The sequence below is a fragment of the Nostoc sp. genome, assembly GCF_036917155.1.
GTDB lineage: Bacteria > Cyanobacteriota > Cyanobacteriia > Cyanobacteriales > Nostocaceae > Nostoc.
This window is the reverse complement of the sequence record NZ_JBALDZ010000037.1, coordinates 1-13,700: the sequence shown is the minus strand read 5'-3', so window position 1 is coordinate 13,700 and position 13,700 is coordinate 1. Positions and strand designations below refer to the sequence as shown.

Annotated in this window: 16 protein-coding genes; 8 read left to right on the top strand and 8 right to left on the bottom strand. The window is 41.9% G+C overall.

Annotated elements, in window-relative coordinates; translation table 11 throughout:
* Positions 1–282 precede the first annotated feature (282 nt).
* Complete coding sequence (locus tag V7K67_RS06390) at positions 283–1,002, top strand: hypothetical protein (RefSeq protein ID WP_334732183.1); 720 nt, start codon at positions 283–285, stop codon at positions 1,000–1,002.
* 319 nt (positions 1,003–1,321) lie between these two features.
* Here the strand turns inward: V7K67_RS06390 and V7K67_RS06385 are convergent, their stop codons facing one another.
* Positions 1,322–2,260 carry an alpha/beta fold hydrolase gene (locus V7K67_RS06385; RefSeq protein WP_334732184.1) on the bottom strand — a complete coding sequence of 313 codons (939 nt, stop codon included), beginning with the start codon at positions 2,258–2,260 and terminating at the stop codon, positions 1,322–1,324.
* 275 nt (positions 2,261–2,535) lie between these two features.
* Between V7K67_RS06385 and V7K67_RS06380 the strand changes: the two genes are divergently transcribed.
* Both V7K67_RS06380 and V7K67_RS06375 read left to right on the top strand, forming a co-directional pair.
* On the top strand, positions 2,536–3,417 hold the full coding sequence (locus V7K67_RS06380) for a shikimate dehydrogenase (protein WP_335165684.1): 882 nt from the start codon (positions 2,536–2,538) through the stop codon (positions 3,415–3,417).
* 135 nt (positions 3,418–3,552) lie between these two features.
* Positions 3,553–3,945, top strand: a complete 393-nt coding sequence (locus tag V7K67_RS06375) for a hypothetical protein (protein WP_335165682.1) — start codon at positions 3,553–3,555, stop codon at positions 3,943–3,945.
* Between the two features lie 292 nt (positions 3,946–4,237).
* On the opposite strand, the gene V7K67_RS06370 is transcribed toward V7K67_RS06375, so the two are convergent.
* The gene (locus V7K67_RS06370) at positions 4,238–5,620 is read right to left on the bottom strand and encodes an aminopeptidase P family protein (RefSeq protein WP_334732187.1); all 1,383 of its coding nucleotides are present in this window, start codon (positions 5,618–5,620) and stop codon (positions 4,238–4,240) included.
* A 28-nt stretch (positions 5,621–5,648) separates the two neighbouring features.
* Complete coding sequence (locus V7K67_RS06365; RefSeq protein WP_335165680.1) at positions 5,649–5,915, bottom strand: hypothetical protein; 267 nt, start codon at positions 5,913–5,915, stop codon at positions 5,649–5,651.
* 278 nt (positions 5,916–6,193) lie between these two features.
* Between V7K67_RS06365 and V7K67_RS06360 the strand changes: the two genes are divergently transcribed.
* Positions 6,194–7,000: a PhzF family phenazine biosynthesis protein gene (locus V7K67_RS06360; RefSeq protein ID WP_335165678.1), complete on the top strand. Its 807-nt coding sequence runs from the start codon at positions 6,194–6,196 to the stop codon at positions 6,998–7,000.
* A 2-nt stretch (positions 7,001–7,002) separates the two neighbouring features.
* Here the strand turns inward: V7K67_RS06360 and V7K67_RS06355 are convergent, their stop codons facing one another.
* From V7K67_RS06355 to V7K67_RS06345, 3 genes are read right to left on the bottom strand one after another with little or no spacing between them, the layout of a single operon-like run.
* Positions 7,003–7,245: a DUF29 domain-containing protein gene (locus V7K67_RS06355; protein ID WP_334732189.1), complete on the bottom strand. Its 243-nt coding sequence runs from the start codon at positions 7,243–7,245 to the stop codon at positions 7,003–7,005.
* Positions 7,191–7,466, bottom strand: a complete 276-nt coding sequence (locus tag V7K67_RS06350; RefSeq protein WP_334732190.1) for a DUF29 domain-containing protein — start codon at positions 7,464–7,466, stop codon at positions 7,191–7,193. The genes V7K67_RS06355 and V7K67_RS06350 overlap by 55 nt, the downstream gene beginning before the upstream one ends.
* Before the next feature lie 24 nt (positions 7,467–7,490).
* On the bottom strand, positions 7,491–7,616 hold the full coding sequence (locus V7K67_RS06345; RefSeq protein WP_335165676.1) for a hypothetical protein: 126 nt from the start codon (positions 7,614–7,616) through the stop codon (positions 7,491–7,493).
* A 34-nt stretch (positions 7,617–7,650) separates the two neighbouring features.
* Here V7K67_RS06345 and V7K67_RS06340 point away from each other — a divergent pair, with 34 nt between their 5' ends.
* A complete protein-coding gene (locus V7K67_RS06340) occupies positions 7,651–8,091 on the top strand; it encodes a DUF4332 domain-containing protein (RefSeq protein WP_334732191.1) in 441 nt (146 codons plus the stop codon).
* 377 nt (positions 8,092–8,468) lie between these two features.
* On the opposite strand, the gene V7K67_RS06335 is transcribed toward V7K67_RS06340, so the two are convergent.
* The gene (locus V7K67_RS06335; protein ID WP_335165673.1) at positions 8,469–9,083 is read right to left on the bottom strand and encodes a TetR/AcrR family transcriptional regulator; all 615 of its coding nucleotides are present in this window, start codon (positions 9,081–9,083) and stop codon (positions 8,469–8,471) included.
* 151 nt (positions 9,084–9,234) lie between these two features.
* Here V7K67_RS06335 and V7K67_RS06330 point away from each other — a divergent pair, with 151 nt between their 5' ends.
* From V7K67_RS06330 to V7K67_RS06320, 3 genes are all read left to right on the top strand, one after another.
* Positions 9,235–10,878 (top strand): M16 family metallopeptidase, encoded by a 1,644-nt coding sequence (locus V7K67_RS06330; RefSeq protein ID WP_335165671.1) that lies wholly within the window; start codon positions 9,235–9,237, stop codon positions 10,876–10,878.
* Between the two features lie 35 nt (positions 10,879–10,913).
* On the top strand, positions 10,914–12,431 hold the full coding sequence (locus V7K67_RS06325) for a M16 family metallopeptidase (protein WP_334732193.1): 1,518 nt from the start codon (positions 10,914–10,916) through the stop codon (positions 12,429–12,431).
* 317 nt (positions 12,432–12,748) lie between these two features.
* Complete coding sequence (locus tag V7K67_RS06320) at positions 12,749–13,396, top strand: Uma2 family endonuclease (protein ID WP_334732219.1); 648 nt, start codon at positions 12,749–12,751, stop codon at positions 13,394–13,396.
* Between the two features lie 19 nt (positions 13,397–13,415).
* Here the strand turns inward: V7K67_RS06320 and V7K67_RS06315 are convergent.
* Positions 13,416–13,700, bottom strand: a 285-nt coding sequence (locus V7K67_RS06315; RefSeq protein ID WP_335165668.1) for a hypothetical protein, incomplete at its 5' end; no start/stop codon positions are given.

Below are 13,700 nucleotides of genomic sequence, written 5' to 3'. Positions count from 1 at the left end.
TGTCCTCAATATAGCCCAGAGTCTTGTAATTCACACTTGAAGAGCTAGTACCGCAAGGCGGAATTAAAAATGAATACAGCCTAAGCGTTTCATTGATTTAGAATAAGTGGTTTATTTCCGCCATGTTGTACTAGTTGTGAAACTAGGACAACATTAACAAAAAATAGCTAATGTACTTAATAAATCTAAAGTTTTTTGAAATATAAACTGCAATTCAGACTATGGTGATTTTTCCAGCAGGGAATAAAATAAGACAGCAACATATCCTGCTAGGAGAATTTGATGAAAACTTATAGCTTTTTAAAACAAATTACTACAGCTATTATTATAGCGACCCTTTCTTTTTCTTGTAAGTCTTCTATTAGCAGAAATGTAGAACAAGCAAAAGCAACTGACAAACCGCAGCCACAACCAAATCTTGTCTATGGTGATTTAATTATTAAAGAACAGTCAGATTATCTGATGATTCCTGTTGCTCTTTCAGAGCAAAACAAAGATAAAGGAATTGATTTAAAAATTTCACGTTCTTATGAAAATGAAAGAACTAACCAATTGTATAACATCATCTTTTATCAAAAGCAAAGTGGCGAAGCTCATCTTTTATTAAATAAAAAAGCCATTATCAACTCCTTTGATTTATTGGAGGTAAAAGTAGCACAGAAGCCCACTACAAGAGTTTGGTTGTATAAAATTATTGACCAAGACACAAATGCAGATAAAAAGCTTAACAGCGAAGATGCAACTATTGGCTATATTTCTGATTTATCAGGTAAGAACCTCCAGCAAATTACCCCAAATAATACTCGAATAATTAGTTGGGTTGTTGTTCCCAGTCAAAACGCACTTTTTCTAAAAATTATCAAAGACTCGGATAATGATAAAAAGTTTACAGCAGAAGACAAAACAAATTTTGTGAGGGTTAATCTCGATAAAATCGATATGGGAACTGAGGTAATTACTGACCAAATCGAGCAAGAAATTAAATCATATATTTTTAAATAATTAGATAAGTGTGTTTCAAGCAATTTACTCTTTTATCGTAAATTAAAGGGTTTAAGAACCTGCAATCTACATGTAGCACCCATTTCAGTCGGGGTTTAAATCCCCCGTTAGCGACGGAGGAGCGTCAGTTGCCACAACGCTCTTAACTTATCGCAAGGCACTTCTCTTCTCTACAAGACGCTACGCGAATGTCTGAAATGTCTTTAATTTTGAATTTTGAATTTTGAATTGTTAACTAACTATCTTTTTCATACGAAAACACTGTTTAGAGACGCAATAAATAGCGTCTCTAAACAATGTTTTATAGTGAAACTTAATATCAGTGAGGAATAGACAACACCCAATCGCGTAAAAGTTGATTTACTCTATCGGGAACTTCATCATGGGGACAATGACCTGCTGTTAAGAGATGTTCTGTCAATTCAGGACAATATTGGCGAAATTTTTGAGAACGTTCTCTAGTATTCATCCAAGGATCAGCTTCTCCCCATAACATCAATAAAGAACAAGTTAATTGCTTTAACAGCACATCAACTTTTTCCCCTTGAGGACTGCTAAAAACTGAAACAAATACATCTAACGCACCCACATCAAAAGCAGGACGATAAATTTCTTCTACCAATTGGTCTGTTACTGCACTTTTATCAAGATATACCTTTTCTAAAGTTTGGCGAATTACCCAACGTTGTCGGACGTATTGAAATAAGAGAAACTGAGCTAAAGGTTGTTGAAACATCCATTTAACCGAGTTACCGAGGAGTTTCTCTAAAGACGAGGGTTTTTTGGGTGGCTGAATTTGGGTTTGTAAAGCTTCTGGTTCAGATGTCGCCTGGCTTTCGCTAAAAGGCCCGGCACTATTAAGCAACACTAATCCAGCTACGCTATCGGGACGTTGGGCGGCAACACATAAACAAGCATAAGCACCAAGGGAATTACCTGCTAATACTGCTTTTTGACCAATCACTTCGCTGATAAAATCATGGAGTTGATCGCGCCATAAGTCGCCACTGTACTGCAATTTTGGTTTTGCCGATCGCCCGAATCCCAAAAGGTCGATCGCAAATACTTCAAAATCTTGACACAATCCTGTGATATTCTTGCGCCAGTGGTCTGTAGAAGCACCAAATCCGTGTACCAAAAGCAAGGGCGGACGTTGCGTTTGTTTCTCTCCCGCACGCACGTAGTAAACGTTGTGCCCGCGCCACTGCCAATATTTACCAGGAATTGGAATTGTAGAGGGGGCTGTAGTTACCTGCATGATTTAAAGAAATATTAAGTAGCTTTTAATAATTGTAAGCTAGTGGGGAGCGAGGGAGATGGCTAATGGCTAATGGCTAATGGCTAATGGCTAATGGCTAATGGTTAATGGTTAATGGCTAATGGCTAATGGCTAATGGCTAATGGTTGATGGCTAATGGTTGATGGTTAATGGCTAATGGTTGATGGCTAATGGCTAATGGTTGATGGCTAATGGCTAATGGCTAATGGCTAATGGCTAATGACTAATGACTGATGACTAATGACTGATGACTAATGGCTAAAAAAATTACAGGCAAAACTAAACTACTAGGAGTCATTGGACATCCGGTGGAACATTCACTGTCGCCAGTGATGCATAATGCTGCGATCGCACAATTAGGATTAGATTACATTTATCTACCTTTTCCGATTGAACCACAGAATTTAGAGGTGGCGATCGCAGGTTTCGTGGCTGTTGGGGTTGTCGGCTTTAGTGTGACAATACCTCACAAACAGGCAATCATCCCCCTCCTCTCAGAAATTACTCCCCTGGCTAAAACTATCGGAGCAGTGAATACTGTTAGCCGTCAAAATAACCAATGGGTAGGCACAAATACAGATATAGAAGGATTTATTGCTCCTTTGCAAACAACATATAAACAAGATTGGAGTCAGAAAGTAGCGGTAATTTTAGGCAATGGTGGTGCAGCCAGAGCAGTTGTAGCAGGTTGTACTCAGCTAGGTTTTGCCCAAATTCATGTTGTTGGGCGCAATATGCAGAAATTAGAAGAATTCCGCAATAGTTGCAGCAATTCATCCCTAGCTGATAAATTCCAGGTTCATCAATGGGAGGAATTGCCAAAGCTCATTCCCCAAGCCAATCTGCTGGTAAACACAACTCCGATTGGGATGTATCCCAAAGTTGATGAATCGCCTTTGAGTGTAGAAGAAATCGCGAATTTACCAACAGGTGCGATCGCTTACGATTTGATATATATTCCTAAACCGACGCAATTTCTCCAGCAGGCTGAAAAACAAGGCGCAATTGCGATCGATGGATTAGAAATGCTAGTGCAACAAGGGGTAGCAGCATTAAAAATCTGGTTGCAGCAGGAAACTTTGCCTGTAGAAGTCATGCGCCAAGCCTTACAAAATCATCTGGGTTTGGGGAAATGAAAGTTCTATAGGAATCCTACTTTATTTTTGAACAAAACTTTAGTGTAGTTTTATTCCTTCTTCCCTGTTCTCTATTCCTTTCTCTATGAGTGATTCAGGAGTCAAATTGGATTTATATACAATGAAACTAAAACTATGCAAATAGCTAAACGTAATGATTGGAAGACAGAACCTATGCCTTCTATATCCACAAATATAACGCTAGAAAAAGTTTACTCACAGGAAGAATTTGACCAGATTGCTGCTGGAGTAATTCCAGAGCAGATGGAAGATAAGTGGTTTATTTTCTATGACACTCCTTGGCTATACTTGCATCGTAGTTGGACTGGTTTTTGCATTTTCAAAGTGCGTTTTGAGGTGGTTGCAGAAAGCGTAAAGATTGCGGAAGTGCAGTTAAAAGGGAACAGGGAACGGGCAACAGGCAACAGGGAAATCCCCATAATTAAAATCAGGGGATTTGTACAAGGACACATTGAAACATCGTGGCTGACGCCATCTCGTTTCAAATATTTTTATCTCTTTTCATAAATAAATTTAGGGGCTTTAAACCCTGTATTCGGGGCTAATTTTTTTTCTGTTCCCTGTTAAGAGTTCCCGCCCCGAAGGGGCTTGGTAAATCGAGATCCAGAGCAGTACTCTAACACTTATGATGATCGTGATGCCTCTATGTTAGGGATATTGCTGGATTCACGATCTAAACGTAATGTGCGAAGTCAAATGCTTGGCTGGATTAAAGGTCAATCCAGTAATTTCGAAAATCCATAGTAGCACGTAACATCATACTGAAAATATTTACAAAGAAATGCCTTTCAGTATGAACTCAGCCATTGACTAGATTTTCTACAGTATCGGCATCGTTTGGCAATGCAGCTGTTAAAATTTCGCTGCCTTCTGTAGTAACTAAAACATCATCTTCAATGCGAATTCCGCGGACATCGGCAAATTCAGATAAACGCTGCCAATTCACCACACTCTGATATTTTGAACGGACATTAGCATCATTTAAAATTGCTGGTACTTGATAAAAACCAGGCTCAATTGTGACTAACATTCCTGGACGCAGGGGGCGATTTAAACGGAGGTAGCTTAAGCCAAAGCGATCGCTCCTTTCACGCCCCTCTTCATACCCGGCTAAATCGCCCAAATCTTCCATATCATGGACATCTAAACCCAGTAGATGACCAATACCATGAGGAAAAAACAGCGCGTGAGCATCGATTTCTACTAAATCTTGGGGATTTCCTTGTAAAATGCCTAACTCTACTAAACCTTCAGCGATCGCTGTAGCCGCTAGTAAATGAATATCCCCATACTCTACACCAGGCTGTATTTTGGCAATGCAGGCATCATGGGCTGCCAATACAACATTATAAATATCTCTTTGGGTAGATGAAAACTTCCCCGAAACTGGCCACGTGCGAGTTACATCACCTGCCCAACCCATCTCGGTTTCAGCGCCAACGTCGGCAAGTAGTAAATCACCTGGTTGCAAACTATGGTGATAATGCTCGTTATGCAAAACTTCACCGTGAACAGTGACAATACTGTTGTAAGAGGTGGTCATATTGTGGGCAATAATTACCCCTTCCATCGCTGCACGAATTTCTGCTTCTAGTTTGGCTTGGGGTGTTGCAGCCATCCCAGCTTTGTGGGCTTCTACAGTCACAGCAGCAGCTTTTCGCAACTCGGTTAATGCCGCATCATCGTGAATGAGGCGGAGAGAAACGATCGCTTTAGCTAACTCCAAGTCAATTCCTTGGGGAGGACTTTGCGGTAAAACCCATTTATTTAATATCTGTGATTGCTGCGTCCAAGTAGCTGCATCTTGAGCAGCAAGTGTAGCAGCATCTTCTACCCAAGACTCTAATTCTGCCATTGGTCGAGCCACATCCGCCCCAATCTTTTCGGCTATTTCCTCGCGCGTTGATATTTCTCCATGCCAAAGGGCGCTGCTGGGTGATGGATCGTCGATGAATAATTCTAGGTTGCCTGCTTCTAGACGAATTGCTGCCTTTGATAATGGCAGTCCGGCAAAATAGAGGAAATGACTGCTAGCACGAAACGGAAAAGAATTTGCAGGAAAGTTGCGCGGATTGTTGCTACCTGACCACAGAATTACTGGAAAATCAATGAGGTTGGCTAGTTGTTGGCGTCGGCGGCGTAAAGTCTCGATTAGGGAAGTAGAAGTTTGTGGGATAAGCATAAATTTAAGATGATAATTTTACCTTTATTTAATCGTTATCGTCTTTATCGTCATCTTTTTTATCATTTTTGCGATCGTCATCTTTTTTATCATTTTTGCGATCGCTATCTTTTTTATCATCATCTTTGTCGTTCTGCTTTGCCTGCTTAGGCTGTTGGGTAGATTGTACGACTGGTTTTTGTTGCTCAGTTGGAGCAATTGGCTGTGGGGCTTCAACAACACAGCTAACTAATCCTCCAGAAATTAGCGCTAAGTTGACCGCAGCAAAGATGCTTCTGAAGATTTTTATCCTCATGTTTTGGTTTTGCTTTAACATTGACTCTAGTTTTTGGAGATTGTATTTCTAATTTATAAGGTACTGTATATAGCGGTTCTCATTTGGATTAACACAATGTAGTGGCGTGGCAAGGCTAAAATGTTGCAAAAAAATTGTAGGTTGGGTGGAGCGGAGCGCAACCCAACATATATTAGGATGTTGGGTTACGCAAAGCCTCCACCCAACCTACGTCTAAATTTATTTATGAGGATCATTAATTTTGAATTTTGAATTCGGAGCGAAGCGACGTGACTCTAATGGGACAAATCATTACTCAAGTTGATGCTTTTACCAATACACCATTTGCAGGTAATCCGGCTGCTGTCTGTGTTTTGCCTACTCCCCAAGATGAAGGCTGGATGCAGAACGTAGCCCAAGAGATGAATTTATCTGAGACGGCTTTTCTAGTCAGACAGGATGATGGTTTCAATCTGCGTTGGTTTACGCCCACAGTGGAAGTACCGCTTTGTGGTCATGCAACTTTAGCTAGCGCCCATGTACTTTGGTCAGAAGGACATTTGTTACCTGATGAAGTTGCACTTTTTTATACCAAAAGTGGAGTGCTGATTGCGAAGTTGCAAGGTGAGTGGATTGAGTTGGATTTTCCTGTGAATCACTCACAAGCAGCGATCGCACCTCCAGAACTTAGTGAAGCTTTGGGTGTACAATACAAATCTGTCTTGCAGAATTCACTAGGTTATTTAGTGGAATTAGAATCTGAAGATTTGGTACGGCAAGTACACCCCAATTTCCAACTCCTGAAAACGTTGTCTATTGGTGATGTAATCGTCACTAGCACCGCCAATGATGATTCCGAATACGATTTCGTATCGCGCTTCTTTGCACCGGGATTGGGTATTAATGAAGACCCAGTGACTGGGGCGGCTCATTGTTGCCTTGCTTCCTTTTGGCGCGATCGCCTGCACAAAAATGAGTTTTTGGCTTATCAGGCATCCAGTCGCGGTGGTGTGGTGAAGGTATATTATGATGGGGGCGATCGCGTCTTTCTCTCTGGACAAGCGGTAACTGTGCTGCGAGGGGAGTTATTTACCGCATCAACTTAATATTACAAATCAATAATATCTGGCAAAAACTCATTATCAAGAACTTGGGCAATGGAATAAGGACATTCCACTGGAAACGTATTTATTGGTAGTTCAGTTTCATTACTAGCAGCTTTCAATCCCCGATGATAGCACTGGGCTAAAACTTCTTCTGGATAAGACTTGAGACTGGGACTCTCTTGCAGTAAATCTACAATTTTGTGGCGCTGCTCATCAATCGTATTTCGCCAAAAGCCACTCCGCAACTAGATTGATATTGCCACTTGAGCAAATGCTGTAATAATACTTCCAAGCGGCTTTTCAACTCTCGTCGTTCTGACCGTCCCAAGCTTTCAATCTCCTCAATCACAGCATCCCAGTCTACTTGTCCAAATTGTCCAGTACGAATGAGTTGTACAGTTTTTTCTGTCCATACTGCAAAGTCTGTTTCATACAACTGGGGTGCGCTTTTCGGAATCTGGGTCATGAGCTTCCTGCAATCTACCGTATACTAGCTAAACTGGAGATCGTTTACGCCCATTTTAACGTCAAGAAAGCTATAAGAAGCGATCGCATCTTTTTTGCCATACAAGCCGTAACGCGCAAAAGCGTAATTTTGCGAAGAAACAACTGTCACAATATTTAAACAAGCCTATATTTTTATTTCAAAAATGTCTGCTAAACACAAAGATAGTAGAACTACTATCCAATCTCGTGATTGGCCAATTGAGCAATTACCTGGACTGAGCGACGAAGAACAATCTCAACTGCAAAATTGTGGAATTACCAGCACAGTAGCGCTATTCAAACAAGGTAAAACTCTAGAGTCGAGACTAGCATTAGCAAATAAACTACAGATTCATCTTCAGTATGTAAATAAATGGATGGCTTTAGCTGACTTGGCGCGTATTCCCAGCGTAGGGACACAATATTGTGGTTTATTGCTTCATGCGGGTATTGGTTCTGTGGTGCAGTTAGCTCAAACTCCCACTCACAGATTGCACCAACAAATTATGCGCTTGCAAGTAGCCACAATGCAGCGCCGAGATTTGTGTCCAGCAATTGAGCTAGTACAACAGTGGAGTCAGCAAGCGAAAACAATAATTAGTTAGGAGTGAGGAGTTAGGAGTTAGGAGTTAGGAGTGAGGAATTTGGAGTGAGGAGTTAGGAGTTAGGAGTTAGGAGTGAGGAATTTGGAGTTTGGAGTTAGGAGTGAGGAATTTGGAGTTTGGAGTTAGGAGTTTGGAGTTTGGAGTTTGGAGTTAGGAGTTTGGAGTTTGGAGTTTGGAGTTAGGAGTTTGGAGTTAGGAGTTTGGAGTTTGGAGTTAGGAGTTTGGAGTTAGGAGTTAGGAGTTTGGAGTTTGGAGTTTGGAGTTTGGAGTTTGGAGTTTGGAGTTAGGAGTTAGGAGTTTGGAGTTTGGAGTTTGGAGTTTGGAGTTTGGAGTTAAAATTCATAACTCCTCACTCCTCACTCCTCACTCCTCACTCCTCACTCTTTAACCAAGACACCATTCAGGAATATATCAGCAAGTCCTTCGGCCATTTCCTGCATTTGTTGGGGGGAGGCATCAGGTTCGATGAGGGTGTTGTTAGAAAAACCTGCGATCACAAACATTCCTAAGAAAACTTTTGCAACTAGCTTGGCGTCCCCTTGACGATAAATGCCTTTATCCATTGCTGTTTGAAAGAATGCTTCGCCCACATCAGTCATTTTGGTAATGACTTCTAATTGAATGCGATCGCGTAAATCGGGGTGAAACTGTACCTCCATAAAACAAACGCGCATCAAATCGGCATTTTTTTGGAAATTCCACATCCGGCGGCGCATCACCTGAGCTACGGCTTTATAGCTGCCCATTTCACTTAATTCTGTTAACAAATCTGTAAGAATCTCTACCCAACCACTCGTGGCTACTTCCACCAAAATTGCTTTTTTATTGGGAAAATGACGAAATAGAGTGCCTTCAGCTACACCTGCTGCTTGTGCTAAATCGCGGGTGGTAGTACCGTCAAATCCTTGAGAGGCAAACAACCGTTGTGCAGCCTCTAAAATCCGGGTGCGCGTCTGAGCTTCTGAAGGTGGGGAAGAATTAAAAATTCGCATAACAGTTATGGTTAGATATCCGTAACAGGATTTGTAGCATTATTGTCTAACGTCAAGCATAAAGAGCCACTGAAAGCTCAATACAAGATTAACGCTCTTTTGCTAAGTATCCTGTTTTTTAGGTAATGTAACTTTATCGTAATTTTCGCTTATGAGCCAGAGCAGTCGGTCAATTTTGGATTTTAAATTGGGGATTTTGGATTGGTCAGATCGAGTATCTGTCATATTGCGGCGGTTGTCGATCGCTTTGTTGACTTGGATTATCTTCTCGTGGGGATTGCTACCAGAAGTTGCTCTAGCTCAAACTCAGACAGTACCTCCTCCTCAAGAAACCAAAACTCAAACCCCGCCAGTTCAAAGTTCCATCCAACCTTATCTAGATCGAGTCATCAAGCAGTTAACGGAGTTTCGCCTCGACAATGGTTTGAAATTCATCGTCTTGGAACGGCATCAAGCGCCTGTGGTTTCTTTTCTTACCTATGCAAATGTTGGTGGTGTCGATGAGGTAGATGGCAAAACTGGTGTAGCTCACTTTCTCGAACATTTGGCGTTTAAAGGTACGACGCGCATCGGTACACAAGACTACAAAAAAGAAAAACCGCTACTAGAAGCCTTAGAGAAGTTGAATGCCCAAATTAAAACCGCGAAAGCCGATGGCAAAAAAGATGAGGTTTCTCGGTTAGAAACTGAGTTTAAGCAAGTGGAATCGCAAGCAGCCAAGCTAGTCAAGCAAAACGAGTTGGGGCAAATTGTCGAACAAGCGGGAGGTGTGGGTTTAAATGCCAATACTTCTACTGAAGCCACTCGTTATTTTTATAGCTTTCCTGCCAATAAGCTAGAACTTTGGATGTCGCTGGAGTCGGAACGATTTCTCGATCCGGTAATTCGTCGTGAGTTTTATAAAGAGAAAGATGTAATTTTAGAAGAACGACGGATGCGGGTGGAGAATTCCCCCATTGGATTGATGTCGGAAAAATTTATCGATACGGCTTACAAAGTCCATCCCTATAGGCGTCCGGTGATTGGTTATGACGAAGATATTCGCAATCTAACACCAGAAGATGTCCAGGAGTTTTTTGATACTCACTACGTACCAAGTAATTTGACCATTGCTATTGTCGGAGATGTCAATCCGGCTGAAGTGAAAAAACTGGCACAAACTTATTTTGGCCGCTTTCAAGCAAAAACCAAAGCTGTGGAAAAAATTCCGGTGGAACCGCCACAAAAACAAACACGGGAAGTTACTTTACAGCTATCTTCTCAACCCTGGTATTTAGAAGGTTATCACCGTCCGGCTGTGACTCATCCAGATAATGCAATCTATGAAATTATTGGCAGTTTATTAAGTGATGGGCGCACGTCGCGGCTATATAAGTCTTTGGTAGAAAAGCAGCGTTTGGCGCTAAGTGCCCAAGGTTATAGCGGATTTCCTGGAGATAAGTACCCAAATCTGATATTTTTCTATGCTCTCACGGCTCCTGGTCATACAGTTGATGAGTTGGCGGTGGCTTTGCGGCAAGAAATTGACAAATTAAAAACTGAGCCTGTAGCAACGGCTGATTTAGAACGGGTGAAAACCCAAGCACGGGCAGGTTTGTTACGTACCCTCGATTCTAATACGGGGATGGCTCAACAATTATTGGAATATGAGGTGAAAACTGGCTCTTGGCGGAATTTGTTTAAGCAGTTGGATGATATTGCAGCCGTGACGACGACTGATATTGTGCGAGTGGCAAAGGAGACGTTTACGCCAGAAAATCGCACGATTGGGAAGTTGTTGTCGAAAGAAGCATGAGAAACGAACCGCAAAGGGCGCAAAGGAAGAGAGATATGCAGAGATACAAGGTAAAAGGGAAAAGGCAGATAGGGTTGAAAATTCAAAATAAGAAGGGGCTGATTTATGCTTTGGTTGCTGTTTTTGCGTGTTTACTTTTAACTTGTAATTTTTCTCTGGCGGCGACGACTGAGGCAAAGCATTATACAGAGTTGCAACTGCCACCGCTACCTGAGATTAAGTTACCTAAGTATGAACGGTTTGTGCTGCAAAATGGCTTGGTTGTCTATTTGATGGAGGATCATGAGTTACCGTTGGTGAATGGAACGGCGTTTGTACGCACAGGGAATCGCTTAGAACCACCGGAGAAAGTCGGGTTGGCTGGTTTTACAGGCGCGGTAATGCGAACTGGAGGAACTAAGCAGCATTCGGCTGATGAACTCAACGAAATATTAGAACAACGAGCGGCATCTGTAGAAGCTAGTATTGGTGAGGCTTCTGGTGGTGCTAGCTTTGACGCACTCAGCGAAGATTTAGAAACGGTGTTTGGGCTGTTTGCCGAGGTGCTGCGATCGCCTGTATTTGCTCAAGAAAAGCTAGACTTAGCTAAGACACAAGCCAAGGGTGGCATTGCCCGTCGTAATGACAATCCAGATGGGATTGCTAGTCGGGAATTTAAAAAATTGATCTATGGCAAAGATAGCCCGTACTCTCGCACCATTGAGTATGCAACGGTAGATAAGGTTGAGCGTGAGGATTTGCTCAAGTTTTATCAGCAATATTTTCACCCCAATAATATAATTTTGGGGATTGTGGGCGATTTTGATAGTAAGAAAATGCGATCGCTCATTCAAGCTAAGTTTGGCGATTGGCAGCGTAATCCAGGTATTGCTAAACCCACATTACCAAAGGTTTTGTCAGCTAATACAGGTGGAGTATTTTTTGTCAACCAGCCACAACTAACGCAAAGTAGTGTGCTTCTGGGACATTTAGGCGGACGTTTCGACAATCCCGATTATGCGGCGCTGGATGTATTAAATGGGGTGTTAAATGGATTTGGTGGACGCTTATTTAATGAATTGCGATCGCGTCAAGGTTTGGCTTACTCTGTCTACGGGCAGTGGAGTCCCCGCTACGATTATCCTGGCATCTTTGTTGCTGGTGGACAAACGCGATCGGATGCTACCGTCCAGTTTGTCAAAGCTTTACAAGCTGAAATCAAGCGTACCCAAACTCAAAGAGTGACAGCAAAAGAACTAGCTTTTGCTAAAGAGTCTACACTCAACTCCTTTGTGTTCAACTTTCAAGATCCCAGCCAAACTTTATCTCGGTTGATGCGATACGAATATTATGGCTATCCTGCTGATTTTCTCTTTCGCTATCAAAAAGCCGTCGCTGCCACCACAGCAGCCGATGTCCAACGGGTAGCACGAGAATACCTCAAGCCAGAAAAGATCGTGACTCTAGTAGTGGGGAATCAAACCGCCATTCAACCACCATTGACACAGCTAGCAGCAAAGGTGACACCAATAGATGTAACGATTCCTGGTTCGCAGCCACAGGCGAAGAATTAATCGCGTAGATAGTTTGAGACTCAATATACAAATAAAATCGCAAGGCTTAGATCCCCGACTTCTTAGAGAAGTCGGGGATCTTGTTGTTCAAATAATTTTTTTTGATTATCAGGAAATGACTGAGGAGAAATTGGAGTAACAAGTAGAAACTAAATCAGGAACCAAAACCTCTGGGAATTCCAGAGGTTTTTTCTTTACTCTGGTTTTTTGGAGCGATCGCCCCAGTATACACTAGCCATGAAGCAGCAAAATTGTCGCAGCGCATTAGTCAACTAGAGTAAGCTAAATTTAGGTTTCAGCTACTAGGAGTGGAAATGATGTTGTTGGAATTAAAGCGCATCCATGTTCCACCAGGACAAAGAGTGCTATTGCGAGATGTAACCTGGAAGGAATTGGAAGCAATTCTAGAAGATTTAGGGGAACACCGAGCAGCACGAATTGCTTATGATCGGGGAATACTGGAGATTATGGCCCCACTGCCAGAACATGAAGACGATAAAGAAATTATTAGCGATTTAGTCAAAGCTCTTTTGGAAGAATTAGACATTGAGTTTAGATGCCTTGGTTCTACTACTTTCAAAAACCAAGCAATGGTTCAAGGTATAGAACCCGATCAGTGTTTCTATATCAAAAATGAATCTAAGATTCGCGGCAAGAAGCGGCTAGATTTAGCAGTAGATCCTCCTCCAGATTTAGCTCTAGAAATTGATATTACTTCTCGCACTCATCCTAATATTTATGAAGCGCTAAAAGTGCCTGAGCTTTGGCGTTTCGATCGAGGAAAACTCCAAATTAATATTTTGCAAGACGGACATTATGTAGAATCTCAGCAAAGCCTAAATTTTCCTCTCTTCTCACTAATTGAAGCAATTCCCCAACATTTAGAGCAAAGTATAACAGCAGGCAGAAATGCAACGCTCAAAGCTTTTCGGATTTGGGTACAAAAACAGATACAACAGCAATAACTTATGCTGTCACCATAGTTCACAATAGACATCTCCGAAAATGACGTAGGGACAATTCATGAATTGTCCCTACCAAGGATTTTGAGCAACGCAGAATTAATTTTTGGAAATGTCTAACGTCTAATACCAATTCTGCATGAAGATGTACATAAATTACTTTTGCTCCTAAAATATTAAAAAAGCAAGCTGATGCTGTTTCAGAGCAGTGGTTTGAGCTATTTCCGACAGCAGCCCCACGCCGTCCTCTTATGGCGGCGATGGGAAGAATGTCGGGGCGGTGACGAATCCCACCCCCGAACTGATG

What these genes read in the sequence shown, in the direction of transcription:
- V7K67_RS06390 (WP_334732183.1), top strand. Translation starts at nt 283, where the DNA reads ATGAAAACTTATAGCTTTTTAAAACAAATTACTACAGCTATTATTATA.
- V7K67_RS06385 (WP_334732184.1), bottom strand. Translation starts at nt 2,260, where the DNA reads ATGCAGGTAACTACAGCCCCCTCTACAATTCCAATTCCTGGTAAATAT.
- V7K67_RS06380 (WP_335165684.1), top strand. Translation starts at nt 2,536, where the DNA reads ATGGCTAAAAAAATTACAGGCAAAACTAAACTACTAGGAGTCATTGGA.
- V7K67_RS06375 (WP_335165682.1), top strand. Translation starts at nt 3,553, where the DNA reads ATGCAAATAGCTAAACGTAATGATTGGAAGACAGAACCTATGCCTTCT.
- V7K67_RS06370 (WP_334732187.1), bottom strand. Translation starts at nt 5,620, where the DNA reads ATGCTTATCCCACAAACTTCTACTTCCCTAATCGAGACTTTACGCCGC.
- V7K67_RS06365 (WP_335165680.1), bottom strand. Translation starts at nt 5,915, where the DNA reads ATGAGGATAAAAATCTTCAGAAGCATCTTTGCTGCGGTCAACTTAGCG.
- V7K67_RS06360 (WP_335165678.1), top strand. Translation starts at nt 6,194, where the DNA reads ATGGGACAAATCATTACTCAAGTTGATGCTTTTACCAATACACCATTT.
- V7K67_RS06350 (WP_334732190.1), bottom strand. Translation starts at nt 7,466, where the DNA reads ATGACCCAGATTCCGAAAAGCGCACCCCAGTTGTATGAAACAGACTTT.
- V7K67_RS06340 (WP_334732191.1), top strand. Translation starts at nt 7,651, where the DNA reads ATGTCTGCTAAACACAAAGATAGTAGAACTACTATCCAATCTCGTGAT.
- V7K67_RS06335 (WP_335165673.1), bottom strand. Translation starts at nt 9,083, where the DNA reads ATGCGAATTTTTAATTCTTCCCCACCTTCAGAAGCTCAGACGCGCACC.
- V7K67_RS06330 (WP_335165671.1), top strand. Translation starts at nt 9,235, where the DNA reads ATGAGCCAGAGCAGTCGGTCAATTTTGGATTTTAAATTGGGGATTTTG.
- V7K67_RS06325 (WP_334732193.1), top strand. Translation starts at nt 10,914, where the DNA reads ATGCAGAGATACAAGGTAAAAGGGAAAAGGCAGATAGGGTTGAAAATT.
- V7K67_RS06320 (WP_334732219.1), top strand. Translation starts at nt 12,749, where the DNA reads ATGTTGTTGGAATTAAAGCGCATCCATGTTCCACCAGGACAAAGAGTG.